This is a genomic window from Paenibacillus periandrae (assembly GCF_022458865.1).
GTDB classification, from domain to species: domain Bacteria; phylum Bacillota; class Bacilli; order Paenibacillales; family NBRC-103111; genus Paenibacillus_S; species Paenibacillus_S periandrae.
This window is the reverse complement of sequence record NZ_JAJNMU010000029.1, coordinates 48,768-67,572: the sequence shown is the minus strand read 5'-3', so window position 1 is coordinate 67,572 and position 18,805 is coordinate 48,768. Positions and strand designations below refer to the sequence as shown.

Sequence of the window (18,805 nt, the reverse complement as noted above, 5' to 3'; positions counted from 1 at the left end):
AGTTGCGTATCCTTATTCAGGGTTCATTCGTTATCATATTGAAGCTATGTATTGTCATTAAACCAGGTAAAGGAGAGAGCTGTATGATCTTAGCTGGTACCATAGAAAGCAAGGAACCAACAATAGAAGAGGCTGACGGTACGAATTGGGCTGAACTGCAAATGACCGTTAAAAGGTACTGTTTGTCGATTACAGGGTCCAGTTGGGATGCAGAGGATTTGGCTCAGGATACGTGGTTGAAAGCTGCACGCGTACTTCAAGAGACGGGACATGCGAATCCGGAGGCTTACATGCTGAGGATTGCAAAGAACACGTGGATCGATCGAATGCGAAGAAACAGCAGCCTGTCCTTAATCCTCCAACAGGAGCAGCGGCAGTCGGTTATGCAGGATCATGGGGCTATGGAAATGGAAACCGTTTTTCTGGCACTCATCAAGCACATGTCTGCTTTGCAAAGAACGGTTTTTTTATTGAGGGATGTACTTGGCTATTCGATCATAGAGGCGGCACAGCTGCTGCAAACGACAGAAGGCGCGATCAAAGCAGCGCTTCACCGAGCTCGTCAATCATTGAAAGCCGTCAGATCGGATCTGGAGCAAGATGTGCTTGTTTTACCTGATGAAGAGAGCTCCAAGGCATTACTGCAGATGCTGGCAGCGGCTTATCAAATGGGGGATATTGCGGTGCTGGTAGAACTTGCTCAGCGGGATCAGCTTGAACCTGCTGTGGCAATTGGAATAGCTCGCAATCATCATCAGTCCAGACAAACATCTGCCTCCAAGCGTTATGCCAAGCTGCCTTCGCACACTCCGTTTAGCGTCAGGATGGCAGCCTAATCAGATTAAACAAGCAAATAGGAGGCTCTGGAAGCCGCTGTGCATGTGTGCAGTGCAAAGAGGCTGATTCCCCGGAAGTATGGTGGGGATCAGCCTCTTATTAATGATTTACGGCTTCAGCTGCGACTATTTGGTCCTGATCCTTCGTAAGCTCCTGCACTTTTTTCCATTGCTCCAGATGTTTTTCCAGATTGTCGACAAGCAGCTTCACACTGGCATGAAAGCTTTCTTTATCGTTGTCATATATATCCTCATAGGAACGGAGCACCTCATCAGACAGCGGGCTGTAGGAAGGGAGAGTGGCAAGCAATCTCTGCAGTGTACTATCGATAAGAACCTCTGTCACTGCATTCGACGCTGCTTCTTTAACTGGTTCACTTACTAATCGTGCAGCAGTTTGATGCTCGGATTCATTACCTGCTTTATGCTCGGGATCGTAATGGAGTCCTTTTGTCGGTTCCGTCAAGGTTGCCGCTGTGGCTGAATTAGCCTCGGTTGGAGGCTGTTCGGGAGTCCGTTTATCCGTTTTATCGGCCTTCGTCGCGGCTTTGGGCTCAGCTTGCTTCGATCTTTCTGCTCTATTTTGTTCAAATACGGACCATGTTTCTATAAGCTCATAGCCGGATTTATAGAGCAGCTTCGCTTTAGTATTGTCGGAAATATCTTTATCCTTGAACAGCTTGGCGATTTTCTTGACATCACTCACTGACAGCTCATCCCTGGCGACCATCAGTGCCAACGAGTCCCGGTATTCAATCGGTAAATCCTTCAGAGGCAGCACCTGCAGCTCGGTGAGCTTGTCCTTCCTGATTTCCGTTCCGCTTACTATCAGCTTTTTGACAGCATTGCTGAATTTAAGCAGGTCACACTTGTTCTTGATATAGCTTTCTGGCTTGCCCAGCTTACTGGACAGATATTTGGTTGAACTGCTGAACTTCGGGTCCTTGAGCAGCTTATTAAAGGCATCTGCCTCTTCAATGGGTGAAAAGCCTTCCCGTGTCAAATTCTCGGCGATTTGCTCCAAATAAATTTCCAGCTCATCAGTCACATCCGAAACAATGCAGGGGATGGTAGGCTTACCCAAGGTACTGCATGCTTTATATCGGCGGTTGCCATAAATAATTTTATATCGGCCATCCTTAGTCGTTCTTACCTTGATTGGAGATAAAAGGCCAAGCTCGGCGATGCTGTTCATCAGCTCCTGCAAGGAATCCTCGTCGAATTGATAACGGGGCTGATCCGTATCTTCATCAATTAAATATGTAGGTATTTGCACAATGTCCATTCGATTACTCCTATTCGTTCAGTTAATTCGCCGGATCGTGAGTCCGGTGGGGCTAACGTTATACCTACCATTATATAACATGGTTTGAGCTGTGAAAATGGGTTGCCTGCCAAGGCTCGAATGAGGGCGGGAAAATAAGCTCTCCCAGCAGCAAAAAAGGAACGAAGCGGAGGCTCCATTCCTTTCCTATACATCTATGGATAAGTACGAGACCTGATAGGTTCTCATTCTTGCTTTAAGGGAAAATAGGTATCGAATACTTGTCACCTTGTGCGGAATATAGCAATGCTTGGGAGCGGAACAGGTCGATACGCACTAAAGACTCCTTCAGGTTAGCTATCGTTAATCGATTCTTTTGGAGTGCAGACAGTAAAGAAGGAATTATTTGTGAGTCCGCCCCGAATAAAAATACCGGTACCGAATTTTCCTGGAATGAAATGTTAGTAGTTACCACCGATAACAACCTCCTAAATTTGACATGTTATTTATTACACATGCAGGAGGGAAGTGAAACAATAAGTATACCGAAAAAAGTGCTTTTCAGCGACTTGTTTATTGTTAATCAGGCTCACTGTGCAGCTGGATAAGAACCAAACTCAATATCTTGCAGTATGGAATGATTGCCTGATTTCCAATTCAACTGTTGTTCCGCTTTCAGCCCGGATATTCGCTGATTGATACTCGACGCCCATGCAAATGGCCCCAGTATGTGGGTTGCCTCCTCCAAAGTCCACGACTGTAAGCGTTTCTCAAGGCCTGTGATTCTGCTGATCGCGGCCATTAATTGCTGCATGGTTACCATTTCCCGTGAGGCTGCATTGAACAAGGAGCCTGCTGCTGCACTGGCAACCGCTTTGGCATACAAATCAGCTAAATCCTCGACATGAATTGTCGACCAGGCATTATGACCATCCCCGATGTAATTAGCAGCTTGCAAGTGTCGAGCTAATTGGATCGAGCCTTTCACCAAGCCTCCACCAAGCCCATATACCAGAGAAGGACGGATCACTATCGTTCGAATACGACGCTGCGCCGCTTGCAGTACGGTGAGTTCTTGCTGCGCCTTCCATTCCAGAAAGGGGAGCGGCTGAAGCGGAGATTCCTCATTCACGGTATGCTGATTAGTATCATTGTAAATCAAGGTACCGCTCGTATAAATAAAAGGGTTGTCGCTTCCTTCCATAGCTTTCAGCATGGTTGCAACGGCTAACGTATCCAGCGCTTCACTATCGGCAGTGTGTGCGATAGCTGTATGAATGACTCCATCGGTCCGTGTGACACCCTCCAATAAAGCTGAAATATTACTCATGTCCCCGACAATCGGATGTACATTCTTGCTCTGAATGCCTGCTGCTTGCTCATCCGTACGCACCAATCCATACACTTCAACACCTTGCGCCACCAAGTGCTCGGCAAGAACTGCACCAATATAACCCGTAATACCTGTTATAAAAAGTTTCATGATTTTCCTCCCCAATGTTTACTAATATAAGTAAGCGTTATGTTTAAAAGCCTATTCAGCTCCTGACCATCCTTTTCCCCAAGATGCTCAACGAGTCCTGTGAACAGTTGTAGAAATTGATTTTCGGTCTCATCAATCATATTTCTGCCGGATTCCGTAGGTTTAACAAGCACAACTCGCTTATCCTTTTGAGATGCGACCCGGATCAGGTAACCTTTTTCTTCAAGTGTTTTCATCATATGAGTAGCGGCAGATTGCGTCATATTCAGGGAGGAGCTAAGATCGGATACTTTGACCTGACTGGATTCACTATGATTCAAATAAACGACATGGACAAGAAACAAAGCTTCACTTTGCCTTAATCCTTGTACGGAGCCAGTTCTTAATCCCATTCTTCGAACCATACCAAAGGTTCTAGCCAGATCTGCAGCTGTAAAAGAGCTTGATGGAGCGTCCATAATTGTCCTCTTTTCTTGATTATAATTTACTAAGTAAACTTTATTAAGTAAAGTATAATCCGAAATATTCCCCGTGTCAATGACAACTCCCAGTAGACTGTTCCCATATTTGTCTGCTTTTTCTGTTATCCCATCGAAAGTCCACCCGTAACGGGTGTGTTTGTCCTTGTCATAAAACGAGCATCGTCACTTGCCAGCTTGCTCGAATATGGGACACTACTTCTTCAGCAGCATCCATATTCGATAAATAATTCACAACCACTTTTGCACCCCGCGAGGCTAATAGAATGGAGGCTGCACGTCCGATACCTCTTGCACCGCCTGTAACGATTGCCACTTTTTCTTGCAGATTCATTGTCATTACCAACTTAGTTAGCGTATTTATTCAACATTCAGATCATTATCCATCCTTATTGAGAACAGCGTGTCCGGAATCGAGATACAAAGCTGATATGTCCAATGCCATTTTTCTGACCTCAGCCGCAATATGGGCAGGCTCCAGAATAATCAAATCGGTTTTATAATGAAGCAAAAAACCAATGATCCATTTCCCATCAGGAAATGTGGTCCGCACAAGAAGTGAACCATCCGCCAGCCTTTCGATCTCATTTTCATCAAACCGGTCTGCAGCGGATACTTTAGCCTCACCTGTGAACCGAAGGACAAGATCGATCGTCTGTTGTTGTTGTTGGGGCGTTCCCCATCGTTCATTCAGTTTAGTAAGTGTCATAGCTCGGCGATTGAACGATTCATCCAGTACCTGCATATCCCGAAGACGTGAAAGCTTGAAAATCCGGTAATCTGTGCGGTTCAAACAGTAGCCATGCAAATACCAGGAATACTTTTTGAGCACAAGTCCCATCGGCTCGACACAACGTTCCGATTCTTCCCCTTGGCCGTCTGTATACGTAAAACGGATTAACTTTTTGTCATTTATGGATTTTTGCAGAGAATCATATTTGCTTCGCTCGGTCTCGCTGTTTCTCCATGGGGTAAAATCGATTAGAACCTGATCGCGTTCGGCTAAACGTCCTTGTTCTGCCTGTGAGACCAGTGCCCCTACTTTATCGAGCAGACGGTCTACATGGGTATGATTCAATGCTTGTGACGACTGAAGACCGCGTAGCGCTGTAAAGAGGGCAAGTAGCTCATCAAAAGATAACATCTGCCGGTCCATGCGGAAGCTGTCCATAATTTCATAACCGCCTTCTGTTCCTGTATACGATACAATCGGGATTCCAGCCAGGCTCAATGACTCCAAATCGCGGTAAATCGTCCGTAAAGATACTTCAAGCCGATCAGCCAACTCTTGTGCCTGCACGCGTTTGCGGTTTAATAAAAGAATCGTGATGGCCATCAACCGTTCGAGTTTCATTGCTGCTCCTCCAATTTCGGGCAATATTACATTAATCATATACCATAATTCCCGACAACTGTGAGTCCTGTTCCAATTTACAAAGGTTAATGTGAAGGGGAGTAACCATCCGTATCTGCTGCTTGAGCCAATTTCTCTCGACTCATAATGAAGGCAGCGCTTAGCGCCAGTACTGCCGGGATGAGGCTCCATGCAAAGGTGCCGACAATGGAAGACGATAGCCCCTCTGTAATCGTATTCAGTGTGTTTCCGTCCATCGATTGGCGGATTGCGGGATTCATCAGAACATAAGGGTCGCTAAAGTTGATATTGTTCGGTATATTCGTTCCACTACTACCAAATGCCTGCGTCAGCTTATCTGATAGCGAATGGCTCTGAATGATGCCGAATATCGTAATACCGAGTGTCATGCCGAGTGACCGATTGAAATTCTGTGTTGAAGTAGCTGCTCCTCGCTGTGCAGCAGGGAACGAATGAATGGCTGCGCTGCTGAGTACCGAGAAGGAAGCGCCGATGCCCAAACCTACCAGGATCATATACACTGTGATAAGTAAACGCGAAGATTCCGTTGACAGTGTGGTTAGAAGTGCCATTCCGGCGATCAGGATGATGAGTGTAGGAATCAGGATGGTCCGATAAGGCAGCTTAGACATTAAAAATCCACCAACAGTTGCCGTCACGACTGAACCCACCATCATCGGAAGCAGTATAAGTCCTGCATTCGTCGCCGTGCCACCCAGTACGCCTTGAATGTAAATCGGTATGAACATGGATGCGGTTATGAACGTCGCTCCACCGAGCATGGCAACCAGATTGCTTGTCGCATAGAGCCGATTACGGAACATGCGGAATGAAATGATAGGCTCAGCTGCCTTTTTTTCCACAAAGACAAGCAAAATAGTAAGAATCGCGAAGCCTGCAAACAAGCCCAAAATTTGCGGTGATCCCCATGCATACGCTTTGCCGCCGAGCTCAACACCGAACATGAGGCAGATGATCGCTCCAACCAACAGGAAACCGCCAAGGAAATCGATTTTCTGCTTGGAATGCTCTGTCGATTCTTTGTAGAAAAACACAATCAAGACGAACGCAATCAAACCGAGCGGTAAATTGATGTAAAATATCCAAACCCAATTCAAATAATCGGTTATATAACCGCCGAGCAGCGGAGCGGCAACACTCGACAAGCCGAACAAAGCACCGAACATGCCTGTCATTTTACCTCTATTCTCAGGTGGAATGACGTCGAACATGATTGTGAACGCTATTGATACCATCGCGCCCGCACCGATACCTTGTATTGCTCTGTAAGCACTCAGCTGAACGATCGATTCCGCCAGTCCGCATAATGCAGATCCGATCATAAATACGACGATACCGAATACAAAAAAACGTTTGCGTCCATACATATCAGACAGTTTGCCAAACACCGGCATACCCGCCATTTCCGTTACCATATAGGCCGAGGTGGCCCATACAAATTTATCGAGACCGCCAATCTCACCCACAATCGTTCCCATCGCCGTCGCCACAATTGTGTTATCCATCGAAGCCATCAGGATAGCGAGCATAAGTCCTGTAATGATAACTCCCATTTTGTTCTGCACTTGTTTCATTTGAATCCCGTTCCTTTCTGTTATCAAGTTAAATGGTGATGCGGTAATTGAAGCAATCATAAACCATCCTTGTTGACAACAGTATGTCAGGAACGAGTTATCAAGTTCGAATAAGTGATGCACTTATTCGAACTTTCACAAGCACGAGGAACTTGAGTACATAATTATTATTATGTAAACTCTAAAGCAGAATGAAACCAAGTATGGGGAAGATAAACAAAAAACGCTAAAAAGTATGTAATTCTGCAACCCTTAGAGTAGTCGAGAGACCACTTTTTTAGTGAACCCAAGCTTCATGAAATCTAACATGAGATACAGTAAATCTGGTACAATGATGATTATATCTTCTGATCAGGAGATGAAGATTATAATTAATGATACATATTATTAATGATATTAAATTTAGTAATAATAGGAGTTATTTATCCCGCAGCTGGATATTGTAGAAAAGTCATGATTGTATTATTTTGTCGATAACATGGGGAGGAACTATGTATGAATATTGGAATTGATGCCGGAGGAACACTGATCAAAATCGCTTATATGGAGCAAAATTCGCTTGTTTTAAACAAATTTCCGGTGTCTGAGCTGGCTCATGTGGCAAACTGGATCAACGGAATGAGCGATACCCGAGTTTGTATGACCGGTGGAAAAGCTTCTGCGCTGCAGTCGCTTATCCACCTTAAAGCCGAAGAGTTGGTTGAATTTGATGCAACCTGTAGAGGTGTGCAATATTTTTTGGAGAAGCAGGGAGTCACGGAAACCATGTATGTGTTGACCAATGTTGGCACGGGCACTTCAATCCATTTGATAGACAGCGACCAACACCGGCGGCTTGGCGGTACTGGAGTAGGAGGCGGAACCTTGATAGGGTTATCTCAATTGTTAACAGGGTTAACTAATTATGAAGATATTATTCAAGGAGCAGCCATGGGGGCACGTGATCGAATCGATCTAAAGGTCAGTCATATTTATGAGGGAGCAGAGCCGCCAATACCTGGTGACCTGACAGCAAGCAATTTTGGACGTATTTTACAAGGTGCTTCCCACCCTCCATTTTCCAGAGAAGAGTTGTTAGCATCTGTAATCGGTTTAGTAGGAGAGACAGTTGCAACAGTTAGCGTACTGGCTGCCGGGCAGTCGGGGGCGACCACCGTTATTTTTATCGGTTCCTCGTTCATTGGGAATCATCTGCTTAAAGATGTTGTGCAGCGTTATACGAAGCTTAGAGGCGCATCACCTTTGTTTATTGAAAATGGTGAGTATGCAGGAGCTATTGGTGCTTGGCTGCATGAGGAGTAAGGTACAGGATTGTTTTTTTTGTTAGTTTAGTTGTATACTGATAATAAGTTTAGTACTAAACTTAAAATAATTACCGTTACACAAAAGGGATGATGCTATTGTGACAGACAACGAAATGCATCCATTAAGCAAACAAGAAAAACGGTTAGGGATATTGCTGTGGTTTCGGCTATCCCGCTTTTACAACCAGAGCATTCGTGAAACTAATCAGCATTTGAAAAAATGGGACATAACCGCAGCGCAGTTTGACGTGTTAGCCCAAGTGGGTGCAGCGGGACGTATCAGTCAGCAGGATTTGGCCGATAAGCTCGTTGTAACCAAAGGCAACATTGCCCAGATCATTCAAAAGGTTGAAGAGCTTGGGTGGATTATGCGGGAGCAGGATTGGAAAACCAAATATGTGTCGCTAACAGCAGAGGGTAAGTCCTTATTTGATGATATAGTTCCAATGCAGGAGCAGTTCCAGGCGGCTCAATTCAACAATCTGAACACATCGGAACAGAAACAGCTGCTGGATTTGTTAAAAAAACTAAAAACGTAAAGGATGGATCAGCATGAACGTAAAAGGTATTCATCATTTATCGGCTATGACCGGAGATGCACCTGGGAATTACAAGTTTTATACTGAGGTTCTCGGCATGCGTTTGATAAAAAAAACCGTCAACCAGGACGATACATCTGCTTATCATCTGTTCTATGGTGACGAACGGGGCAATCCGGGAACGGAGCTAACGTTCTTTGATTTCCCGGGTATCGGACCAACTCGCGCGGGAGCAAGCAGTATTTCGGGGACTGCCTTACGGGTACCGAGTGACTCGGCGCTGAATTATTGGCTGGACCGATTTACAGCACATGGTGTCAAGCATTCACCAATTACACAATTTGCAGGCCGCAGCGTTATTTTCTTCGAGGATCCGGAAGGTCAGCAGCTCTCGCTTGTTTCCGATGAGACGAATTCCGGTGTGCAGGGCGGTATTCCATGGGATCAAAGCCCGGTCCCTGCTGAATTTGGGATTATCGGACTTGGACCCGTAAAGCTTACAGTTCGCAAGCCGGATTCCACGTTGGCCGCGCTTAAGCTGATCGGCTTTACGGAGAAGAATCGAATTCCAGCCTTGGTCAAAGGACAAGAGGATATTATCGTGATGCAGGTAGGAGCAGGGGGATCAGGTGCAGAAGTGCAGGTTGAGCCGCGCAGTGATCTGTCTGTCGCCGCGCTTGGCAAGGGTGGTGTGCATCATGTGGCATTTCGGGTGGATGACAAGGAAGAATTACTTAAATGGATCGAGGTGCTGAATAAAGCGGGATTACGTAATTCCGGCTTCGTGGAAAGATATTATTTCCGTTCCTTGTATTTCCGTGAGCCTAACGGTATTTTATTTGAGCTGGCAACAGACGGTCCTGGTTTTGATACGGATGAGCCTTTTGAAACCTTGGGGGAATCACTGGCTTTACCGCCGTTCCTGGAGGATCAGCGGCAGTCGATTGAAGCCAATTTAAGGCCGCTTTGGACGAGGCGTACTGTTTAAAGAGCAGGATGAAGATGCAGACCCCTGAATATAAGCTTCAGGGGTTTTTGTTTGCTATGCTTTATTATTAACGGAACGGTTCGTTTGATTCAAAGTAAACAAATAATTGTATAGACTTGCATGCTTCAATTCATCTAAGATGATCCCAAATGCGGTGTCTCGATAAATACCAGGAGGCAGGCCGAACCATATTTTTCGATATTTCTCAACTGCAGCCAATTCACCTCGAAGAGCTCTCTGTAATCCTTCGATATAGGATTCTACCCGCTCATATTTTTCATTACTGATGCCTGTTATTTCATGACCGGTTATCTCTTTATACATGCCTCGGAACATACGATTATGACCGCGTTCATCATCACGTATTGAAGCAATTATCGATGATTGCTCTGAGTTTGGGGCCATTTTGATAAGTTCATCGTAAAATAACTCATCATTTCGCTCACCTTGGACGGCTTCTCTTATTAAATTTAATGCTTGCGAGGTAGATACGGACCATACTGGCTTAAACGTGGATCTATTCCAATAAGGATTGATCACATACATACAAAAAACCTCCAGCTGTTCATTTTATGATTGATAACAGACTATGTGCAAATGCCTAATTGAGTTACAGGTCTCTCGCTATGCAATTCCATTGTCAGCAATTAAGAGTCATGCCAGTCAATCAGTATCGACAACCACAGGTTTTAAATCTATAATGTAATTCGTGCATAATGAGAAAAGGGGGGTCGCTAATGGGTATCGAGATCGAAAAAAAGTTTTTATTACCAGCGTTCCCGCAGGCTGAGCTGGATCAGGCGAATGTTACGTTGATTTCAAAGCAAACGATTTATCAAACTTACCTAGCTTTTTCCAAGGATGAGGAAATCAGGGTTCGCCAGCTGATAGATGTTGACGGAACCTGCCACTATACGCATACATTCAAGTCAGGACATGGCATGGTTAGAGAGGAAATCGAATATACCATTTCAGAGACTATTTATCAGCAATTATTGTCTCGTTCAGGGTTGGTTCCATTGGAAAAAGTGCGTACTTCGGTGGATCATCAAGGTACTTTATATGAAATAGACGAATACAAGCAAATCGCGCTTGTGGTCGTTGAGGTCGAGTTTCCCGATCTCCATGCTGCGCAAAGGTTCGAGGCACCGGATTGGTTCGGCAAGGAGCTTGGGCAAGAGGAAGAATTCCGCAACAAAACGCTGTGGATACAGCTTCAGACAGCATCCATCTAAGGATTAATCTGATTATCCAGAAGTTGACTTTTCTATGAAAAGTCCTGAGGAGGAATAAACATGTCTTTAATCAAAACCTTAAATTCACAAGATGAATTCGTTGGGTTTTATCTCATCAAGGAGCTTGAAATCAAACAAACCAATTCCACGCCCGCGAAGGACTATCTGGATATTGTTCTGTGTGATGCAACAGGACAGCTTCCGGCAAAGTACTGGGATGCCAGTGCGACAGATAAGGAAACTTTTTTTCCTATGGGACTGGTTCGTGTTCAGGGATTAGTTCAAACCTATAGAGAAAAGCTGCAGATCAAAATCATCAAAATACGCAAAGCGACCGATGATGACGGTGTATCCTTGACTGATTTTATTCGTTCGGCACCGATCCGTCCCGTCGATCTGATTTATACGATCAAGCAAGCGATGGATAGCATTCAAGACAAGGAAATGCATGCAATAGTTTCATTCTGTGTAAAAAAGGTTGAAGATAGACTGATGCATTATCCGGCTGCCAAAACGCACCACCACGCCTATTATGCGGGTTTGGCCTACCATATGGTTCGGATGCTCGAGCTTGGACAATTTATTTGCAGGCAGCGGCCATTTTTGAACCCGGATCTGTTGACGGCTGGCATTATTCTGCATGACATTGCCAAGCCGGAGGAGATGACTGCCCAACTTGGGATCGTATCCGAATACAGTGTCCATGGAAAGCTGCTGGGTCATATTTCAATGGCTTCGAACTGGATAACAGAAGCAGCCATTCTTTGTAATATAGATCTAAATTCGGATCGTGTTCTGGCGCTTCAGCATATGGTTCTATCACATCATAATTCAGGTGAATGGGGCAGTCCTGTACAACCACAAATTCCGGAAGCGATTGCTCTTCATCACATTGACACCATAGATGCCAAGCTCCAGATGGTAGAGGATGCATTGGATACAACACCAGAAGCCGAGAATTGGACCCAATCGATCCGCGGGCTTGAAAATAAGGCCATTTACAGGATGAAATTGTAAAAATCTTATTCAGTCTGCAAAAGAATAATCCACTCACCAATAAGATTACATAACAATTATTATGTAAACTAAATAAATGGACTCTATAATTATCATCGATATAAATATCTGAATTATCCTCCATAATACGTAAATAGCAGCCCTTGAAGGCTGCTATTTGGGGTTGTACCTGCCCGCAAGCGTATGGGATATAATGTAAATTACATGCGAGTCCACTTTGAAGAGGCTCTTTTTTTTATCATGGAATGGAGTAGCTCATACATAATCGGCACAACGACCAGCGTCAGCAGCGTGGAAGTAGTTAAACCTCCAATAACGACAACTGCCAATCCTTTCGAGACGAGAGCACCTTTGGAAAAACCCAGAGCCAGCGGCAGTAAGGCCATAACGGTTGCGCTTGCGGTCATAAGGATCGGCTTTAGGCGTGTCATTCCCGCCTCAATCAACGATTCGCGAATGGAGAGACCTTGCCGGATAAGCTGTTGAGCCCTGTCTATAAGCACAATGGCATTGGTAACGACGATGCCAATCAGCATCAGAAATCCGATCAAGGAAGTGACATTCACAGACTCGCCAGTCACCAAGAGTCCCAGCAAGCCCCCGATTGCTGCCAACGGCAAGGTAAACAGAATCGCCAACGGAGCGCTTGTGTTCCCGAAAGTCAGCACCATGATAAGATAAACGAATAAGATCGAAGCCGCCATAGCCAGAAACATTTCTTTGAAGCTTTTATTAATCTCGCCTGCGACACCTTTGATTTCCCGGCTTACGCCTAAAGGCAGCTCCAACTTGGCAAGCTCAGCCGAAAGCTTATTGCTAACGCCACCCTTGTCATTGCTGTTGATTTTAGCCGTAACGTACAGCACCTGCGATTGCATTTCCCGGTTGATGATGGCTGGAGCGTCAATTTGTTTGAGCCAAGCGATATCATTGATTTGAACACGCTTTCCATCGGCTGCTTCAAGAAGGATGGAACCGAGTTTATCCAGCGAATTTTTATATTTGTTATCGAGCATCACCTTGGTTGTATAGGTTACCTGATCGAATTTGAGATCGCCCAGCTCATCTTCTTTTAACCAGCTTTTCACCGTTTCAAGCACTTGAGATACCGTGAAGCCGTACAGCCTCGCCTTATTCTGGTCAACAGTAACCTCGACTTCGGTCCTCGTGTCGCTTAAACCGTTTTTAATCTCGTGAAGCTCGGGAAACGTTTGCATAATAGCCTCAACCTGTTTGGCTGCCTGCTGCAAATACAATGGGTCGTCCCCGGTTAGCAGGTACGCGAAATCGACTCCCTCACTGCCGGCGCCATCAACCGCAAAAACTTTGCCGTTCACTTTATAATCCTGGGGAAGCTGTTTTTTTATCTTTTCCCGGTATTCTTTGAAAACCTTCAGCGTATCCAGCTTAGGGTCCGCTTCCGTATAAATGTCCGCCCAGCCGTGTCCAATGATCGGTTCGTTGTATTTAAAAATCGGACTGCCTGCAGCATCCTTGGCTTCTTTCAATAAGCTTTCGATTTCTCGGGATACGGCATTTGTCAGTTCCAGTGATGCTTCATAAGGCATTCTTACGTTAAACACCATCTGTTTCTCGGAAACGTTGGTCGGCATGAAAGAGATCGCCAAATTGGGGATGGCCAGTACAATGGATAGCACGAACAGGATGGCGGAAAACAACAGTGTCTTCATACGATTATTTAACGACCATAAAAGCGCTTTACGGTAATCACTCAGATAAAGGCCAGCTTTGGTTTCAACAAGCGGAGAGAGGGAATTCCCCTTCAGCACCATCAGCTTCACAAGCAACGGAATGACCGTCAAGGCAACCAGCAGGGAAGCCAGCAGCGCGCAAATTAAGGTCAGTGCAAACGGCCGGAATACTTCTCCGACAACGCCGCTCACTAAGCCTATAGGCGCGAACACACCAACCGTTGTTAGAGTTGAAGAAGTGATGGCAGAAGCCACCTGCCGTGTTGCCAGCCTGATGACCGACTCGTTCTGTTCCTGAGCCTTTTGCAGCTGGCTGTAGATACTTTCAATAACGACTATGCTGTCATCTACAACCCGTCCAATCGCAATTGCCATACCACCCAACGTCATCATGTTCAATGAGACACCCAGCGGATTCATAAGCAGCAGCGTAATCAGAATCGACAGCGGTATCGATACAAGCACGATCAAGGTCATGCGCCAATTTCGTATGTATAAAAGAATCATCAAGGAAGCCATAACCGCACCCAGCACGCTTTCCTGGATCATCCCGTGTACAGACTCATTAACGGATGCCGCACCGTTCAGCACGGTATGGATTTTGAACCCCTTCGACGATGTTTCCCACCCGGCGATCAGCTTGGTTAACGAGGCGGCGAATTGTACAGTATTTGCCTCTTTGGTTTTATACAGCAATACACCGATAGCCGGCTTGCTGTCCAATCTGACTATGGTTGGAAGCTCGTTGGTTACCTCCACCTTGGCGATTTGCTTAAGCAGGAGCGTATCTCCACCTGGCGCTGGAATCTTCATATTTTCTAGATTATATATGGAGTCCAATTGTCCTTTGACGCGAACCATCTGGTTATTTCCGTCAAAATCCACCTTACCTGCCGAGCTGGATACGAGTCCTTCTCGAATCAGATCGGATACCCGCGGCGGCGTAAGACCGTAGCTGTTGATCGCCCAAGCGTCCAATTTAATTGCTAGTGCGGCTTCTTGAGTGCCGAACGAATCCGCATGATCGAAACCGTTCAGTCCTTCAAATGCCGGAAGGATGGTAGCTTTATACGCGGCATCCAACTCAGCCTGACCCGTTCCCTCTTCACCGTATACCGCCAAATAATAGACGGGATCGGAAGCAATGCTGCGCGTTAGCACGGCTGGTTTCTCAGCACCGAGTGGAAGCTTGACGTTCGCGATCAGACGCTCCACCTCCACACGGACATTTTCGGATATTTTGTTCGGCTCCAGCCGGATATCAATTTGAGAATAGCCATCCTGCGAAACCGAAGAGAGGCTGGTGAGTCCTTCAAGCCTAGCGACGGATTTCTCCAGCGGCTTAGTCACTAGCTCTAATACATCCTTGGGCGGGGCTGTGTACGGTGTGGCGATAGTAACAACCGGGAAAGAGATGTCAGGCATATTTTCTACCTTCAATGTAGTAGCGGAATAACCGCCACCGGCGATCAGCAGCAGGACAATAATAAAAATAGCCGAAGCATTTTTCATAGAAAAATCCGTTAATGTGTTCATGCCGTCCTCCCGCATCAGCGCCGTGCCGACAATGTATATGATTCTAACATTTGGGCCTAACGGTTCTTTGTACGAGTCGTTTGATAGTGCGCTTCTTGCTCTGCATTGGCCTTAGGAAGCTCCATTCCTTTTTTCCAAATGAGGATCCTGTCGCTTTGGCCATTACCTTCATAGTAAATGGCTGTTTTCTCCTGAGCTGAATTAGAATTGCTCAACGGCGACCATTTCTCGGGAATTAAGATGATGTTTTTGCCATCGGAGGAATTAAGCCGTCTGTGCTCATAAATCCGGATGATTTCCGACTCTCCGTCGCTTTGGGAGGACGTGTTGCTAACATAGCCGTTCACATTGGCAGAGATGCTGTAGTGAATGGAACCGTCCTTCATTTGATAAACGTCTCCTATGGTAATATCACGGCCTGAAACGGGAAAGTCTCTGGTGCCGATGAAATAAAATACGCATAGCAAAACGATGACTGATACCAACACGCTCATGCCGGCTACTTTCCACTGTCTAAGTTTGATTTTTTTCAGAAAGTTGATCTGTTTCGGCGGAACGACCTTCATTCCATTCGTTTCTTCCATCTCACTTGTCATGTTTTCCAGTGCTTTTCTGCAATCTGCGCAAGAAGCAAGGTGATCTTGAATGGCCTTGTTCGTAATGTCGCTGGTCAGGCCCTCAATATAGTTGGGCAGGATATCCTGTATGATGCTGCAATTTAATTTTGAATCCATTCCGATCGTCCCTTCATTATTTTTTGTTTGCCGCGATAAAACGTTACCCGGGCCCAAGCCTCGCTTTGACCTAAAATTTCTCCGATTTCGGAAAAACTCAATTCCCCGGAAAGACGTAAATACATGACTTCTTTTGTTTTCAAGTCCAATTGGTGCAGCAGACGGAAGAGCGAAAGCTTCTCCTCCTTGTGCAGAACATCTTTCTCCACATAATTCCCGGCTTGAAAGGTGATATCCAACTCATCCATAGAAACGGAATTCGTTTTTTTTCTTTTGTTGAGCTCCTTATACCAGCAATGCTTAGCGATCTGACACAACCAGACAGAGATTTTACATTCGCCCCGGAAGGAATGAATGGATTTCATCGCTTGGTAAAACGTTTCCTGTGTGAGTTCCTCCGACAAATCGGCATTTTGCGTAATGCTGAATAAATATCGGTAAACCGTCTGAGCATAGGTTTCATAAAGCTGCTCAATGCTTTCCATTTATACACCTCCCACTACATAAGTCCAAAAAAACGGGATTTCGTTACAGCCTTATAGAAAAATACTTGTGATCTTGTCTCTTTACGGTTTGGGAACGAATACCTGTTTAAAGGTGAGCTGGCATGATTGAAAAACGCATATCCGCAAAAAAGAAAGCCCGGGAACTGGCGAAGTATGTTCGCGCAGAACGACCGGACTATGCTTATTTAATAAGTTTAAGAATCGAGCTGGAAATTAAGGTTCAAAATCATCAAAGGTGCCCGAGTTTAATTAGCATTAAACTTGTATACAAAGATTGTCATTACTGTCAGATCGGACAGTGGAACCCGAAAGATTTTGGCGAAATATTCAGATAAGACTATCAGTTTGTAGCAACTGGAATGTAATCTCCAGAGGTTCGATGAGCTTGAAGTATGGAGGCAAGCAGTCCAGGAAAACGGGCTTCGAGATCTTCAGTGCGAATCGAGAGGAAGCGCTGTGTTCCTTGCACACGGACATGTACAATCCCGGCTTCACGCAGTGTACGGGCATGATGGGAAACCGTTGACTTCACGACGGGCACATCAATATCGCCGCAGGTCCTTTCGCCGGATTTATATATCGTATCGACAAGATAAAGACGGATTGGATCACTCAGGGCATAAAGGACGGAAGACAGATGGATATCGGCTCGGTCTGGATGAAATAATATTTTCATGTGTGATCCCCCTTTATTCTGCAAAAACTGATGATTGCATTTTATCATATCTCATGATATATTTCAATTGTTCGATTGTAATAGAACTATTAAATACGAAAGAGGGTTCCCGATGACTACAACATCTATTCCGTCATCAGCTTTCGAAGCTGATAAGCCCTTCCTGAAGGAAGGGAAGGTGACATTACTTCTTGGATTTTCGATTGTTCTTGTCATTATGAATACAATGATGTTCAACTTGGCGCTGCCGGACGTATCACGCGCTTTCGGGATCTCGACAGCTTCAACCTCATGGATCGTAACTGGCTATTCGATCATTTTTGCTATTTCGACGATTACGTTCAGTCGACTGTCTGATTTCATTCCGATTCGTCGTTTATTTATTATCGGACTTGTCTTGCTTGGAGTCGCCGCGGTCGTTGGATTTTTTAGCGACAGCTTTATACCGTTATTGATCGTGCGAATTGTTCAGGCAGCAGGAGCGGGCTCAATTCCTTCGCTCTCGCTTGTTCTGGTAACCCGCTATGTTCCCCTGGAGCGGCGCGGCAAAGCCATGGCAACTGTGATGTCTGCTGCTGCGCTGGGTCTGGGTCTCGGTCCCGTAATTGGTGGGGGAATCGTGGAATATTTAGGCTGGCATTTTTTATTTGTCGTTACGGCAATTGTGCTCGTGTTGATTCCTTTTTATTGGATTCTTCTTCCGAAGGAGCAACCGTCTAAAGGCTCCTTTGACGCGTTAGGCGCGTTTTTCGTAGGTGTAGGAACTACAGGACTGCTGCTGTTTCTAACAAACCAATCCTGGACATCACTAGCAGCAGGTTTAGCGGCGCTTGCTCTGTTTATTATCCGGATCAATCGGGCAGCAGATCCTTTTGTTCAGCCGATATTGTTCCGTAATCGTGCTTACTTGACGTTAAGTGCAGTCGGAATCGTGACTTATCTGTGCAGCTTTGCAACTCTGTTCCTGATGCCGCAAATTCTGGTTCACCGGTTCGAGCTTAGTGCGAGCGTCTCCGGACTTATCATTTTCCCAGGTTCCTTGCTTGCAATGCTTTTATCACGTCGAGTGGGTCGAATTATTGATAACTACGGCAATGGGGCCATTATACGTTATGTACCCTTGTTAGTACTTGTTTCTGTTGTACTATTCGCTTTATTTGCCAGCACCTCATATATCGCAGTGATGTTTATTTATATGCTGCTCAGCGTTGGTTTTACTGTCCTGTCAAGTGCCATTTCCAATGAAATGTCGCGTATACTGCCGAAATCACAGTTGGGTTCGGGACTTGGACTGTTCCAGCTGCTGCAGTTCTTCAGTGGGGCATTCGGGGTGGCTATAACGGCCAGTGCTTTAGTATGGCAGAAACAATTACCATTATCCATCGCTTACGGCAATATTTATTGGGGATTGGCGATCATCGTGCTTGCTTCAATTGGTTGTTCGCACCTGTATCGTCGCTATAGTTTGCGGTCCGTGCAACAATCTGGATAAATGTGGATGTATAGCGAATCTTCTTACAAAGTTC

20 protein-coding genes are annotated in these 18,805 nt (G+C 45.4%); 8 read left to right on the top strand and 12 right to left on the bottom strand.

Annotation, left to right across the window (positions count from 1 at the left end):
- Positions 1-83: 83 nt before the first annotated feature.
- Positions 84-836, top strand: a complete 753-nt coding sequence (locus tag LRL21_RS36540) for an RNA polymerase sigma factor (protein WP_240420734.1) — start codon at positions 84-86, stop codon at positions 834-836.
- Positions 837-936: 100 nt separating this feature from the next.
- Here LRL21_RS36540 and LRL21_RS36535 read toward each other — a convergent pair whose 3' ends face one another.
- From LRL21_RS36535 to LRL21_RS36505, 7 genes are all read right to left on the bottom strand, one after another.
- The gene (locus LRL21_RS36535) at positions 937-2,121 is read right to left on the bottom strand and encodes a ParB/RepB/Spo0J family partition protein (protein ID WP_240420733.1); all 1,185 of its coding nucleotides are present in this window, start codon (positions 2,119-2,121) and stop codon (positions 937-939) included.
- A 235-nt stretch (positions 2,122-2,356) separates the two neighbouring features.
- Positions 2,357-2,575, bottom strand: coding sequence for a hypothetical protein (locus LRL21_RS36530; protein ID WP_240420732.1), 219 nt, complete (start codon positions 2,573-2,575; stop codon positions 2,357-2,359).
- Positions 2,576-2,689: 114 nt separating this feature from the next.
- Positions 2,690-3,583, bottom strand: a complete 894-nt coding sequence (locus LRL21_RS36525) for an NAD-dependent epimerase/dehydratase family protein (RefSeq protein WP_240420731.1) — start codon at positions 3,581-3,583, stop codon at positions 2,690-2,692.
- Positions 3,580-4,041 carry a MarR family winged helix-turn-helix transcriptional regulator gene (locus tag LRL21_RS36520; RefSeq protein ID WP_240420730.1) on the bottom strand — a complete coding sequence of 154 codons (462 nt, stop codon included), beginning with the start codon at positions 4,039-4,041 and terminating at the stop codon, positions 3,580-3,582. Before LRL21_RS36520 ends, LRL21_RS36525 begins: the two co-directional genes overlap by 4 nt.
- A gap of 169 nt (positions 4,042-4,210) precedes the next feature.
- Complete coding sequence (locus LRL21_RS36515; protein WP_338044729.1) at positions 4,211-4,396, bottom strand: SDR family NAD(P)-dependent oxidoreductase; 186 nt, start codon at positions 4,394-4,396, stop codon at positions 4,211-4,213.
- 45 nt (positions 4,397-4,441) lie between these two features.
- Positions 4,442-5,416, bottom strand: a complete 975-nt coding sequence (locus LRL21_RS36510; RefSeq protein ID WP_240420729.1) for a helix-turn-helix transcriptional regulator — start codon at positions 5,414-5,416, stop codon at positions 4,442-4,444.
- A gap of 86 nt (positions 5,417-5,502) precedes the next feature.
- Positions 5,503-7,032 (bottom strand): MDR family MFS transporter, encoded by a 1,530-nt coding sequence (locus LRL21_RS36505; protein WP_240420728.1) that lies wholly within the window; start codon positions 7,030-7,032, stop codon positions 5,503-5,505.
- 495 nt (positions 7,033-7,527) lie between these two features.
- Between LRL21_RS36505 and coaW the strand changes: the two genes are divergently transcribed.
- The 3 genes from coaW to LRL21_RS36490 all read left to right on the top strand — a co-directional run bounded on the left by coaW (position 7,528) and on the right by LRL21_RS36490 (position 9,863).
- On the top strand, positions 7,528-8,334 hold the full coding sequence (gene coaW / locus LRL21_RS36500) for a type II pantothenate kinase (RefSeq protein WP_240420727.1): 807 nt from the start codon (positions 7,528-7,530) through the stop codon (positions 8,332-8,334).
- A 115-nt stretch (positions 8,335-8,449) separates the two neighbouring features.
- The gene (locus LRL21_RS36495; protein ID WP_240420779.1) at positions 8,450-8,875 is read left to right on the top strand and encodes a MarR family winged helix-turn-helix transcriptional regulator; all 426 of its coding nucleotides are present in this window, start codon (positions 8,450-8,452) and stop codon (positions 8,873-8,875) included.
- Between the two features lie 13 nt (positions 8,876-8,888).
- A complete protein-coding gene (locus LRL21_RS36490; protein ID WP_240420726.1) occupies positions 8,889-9,863 on the top strand; it encodes a ring-cleaving dioxygenase in 975 nt (324 codons plus the stop codon).
- A gap of 54 nt (positions 9,864-9,917) precedes the next feature.
- Here LRL21_RS36490 and LRL21_RS36485 read toward each other — a convergent pair whose 3' ends face one another.
- Positions 9,918-10,409 (bottom strand): ferritin family protein, encoded by a 492-nt coding sequence (locus LRL21_RS36485; RefSeq protein WP_240420725.1) that lies wholly within the window; start codon positions 10,407-10,409, stop codon positions 9,918-9,920.
- Between the two features lie 191 nt (positions 10,410-10,600).
- Here LRL21_RS36485 and LRL21_RS36480 point away from each other — a divergent pair, with 191 nt between their 5' ends.
- Both LRL21_RS36480 and LRL21_RS36475 read left to right on the top strand, forming a co-directional pair.
- The gene (locus LRL21_RS36480; protein ID WP_240420724.1) at positions 10,601-11,098 is read left to right on the top strand and encodes a CYTH domain-containing protein; all 498 of its coding nucleotides are present in this window, start codon (positions 10,601-10,603) and stop codon (positions 11,096-11,098) included.
- A 60-nt stretch (positions 11,099-11,158) separates the two neighbouring features.
- Positions 11,159-12,115 carry a 3'-5' exoribonuclease YhaM family protein gene (locus LRL21_RS36475; RefSeq protein WP_240420723.1) on the top strand — a complete coding sequence of 319 codons (957 nt, stop codon included), beginning with the start codon at positions 11,159-11,161 and terminating at the stop codon, positions 12,113-12,115.
- Positions 12,116-12,315: 200 nt separating this feature from the next.
- Here the strand turns inward: LRL21_RS36475 and LRL21_RS36470 are convergent, their stop codons facing one another.
- The 3 genes from LRL21_RS36470 to LRL21_RS36460 are packed head-to-tail and all read right to left on the bottom strand — an operon-like array spanning position 12,316 to position 16,582.
- Positions 12,316-15,363: an efflux RND transporter permease subunit gene (locus LRL21_RS36470; RefSeq protein ID WP_240420722.1), complete on the bottom strand. Its 3,048-nt coding sequence runs from the start codon at positions 15,361-15,363 to the stop codon at positions 12,316-12,318.
- A gap of 56 nt (positions 15,364-15,419) precedes the next feature.
- Positions 15,420-16,097 (bottom strand): zf-HC2 domain-containing protein, encoded by a 678-nt coding sequence (locus LRL21_RS36465; RefSeq protein ID WP_240420721.1) that lies wholly within the window; start codon positions 16,095-16,097, stop codon positions 15,420-15,422.
- The gene (locus LRL21_RS36460; protein WP_240420720.1) at positions 16,082-16,582 is read right to left on the bottom strand and encodes an RNA polymerase sigma factor; all 501 of its coding nucleotides are present in this window, start codon (positions 16,580-16,582) and stop codon (positions 16,082-16,084) included. Before LRL21_RS36460 ends, LRL21_RS36465 begins: the two co-directional genes overlap by 16 nt.
- Before the next feature lie 122 nt (positions 16,583-16,704).
- Between LRL21_RS36460 and LRL21_RS36455 the strand changes: the two genes are divergently transcribed.
- The gene (locus tag LRL21_RS36455) at positions 16,705-16,938 is read left to right on the top strand and encodes a hypothetical protein (RefSeq protein WP_240420719.1); all 234 of its coding nucleotides are present in this window, start codon (positions 16,705-16,707) and stop codon (positions 16,936-16,938) included.
- 5 nt (positions 16,939-16,943) lie between these two features.
- Here the strand turns inward: LRL21_RS36455 and LRL21_RS36450 are convergent, their stop codons facing one another.
- Entirely contained in the window at positions 16,944-17,279 is a 336-nt protein-coding gene (locus tag LRL21_RS36450; RefSeq protein ID WP_240420718.1) for an ArsR/SmtB family transcription factor, read from the bottom strand.
- Between the two features lie 112 nt (positions 17,280-17,391).
- Between LRL21_RS36450 and LRL21_RS36445 the strand changes: the two genes are divergently transcribed.
- Positions 17,392-18,771, top strand: coding sequence for an MFS transporter (locus LRL21_RS36445; protein ID WP_240420717.1), 1,380 nt, complete (start codon positions 17,392-17,394; stop codon positions 18,769-18,771).
- The last annotated feature ends 34 nt before the right edge of the window (positions 18,772-18,805 follow it).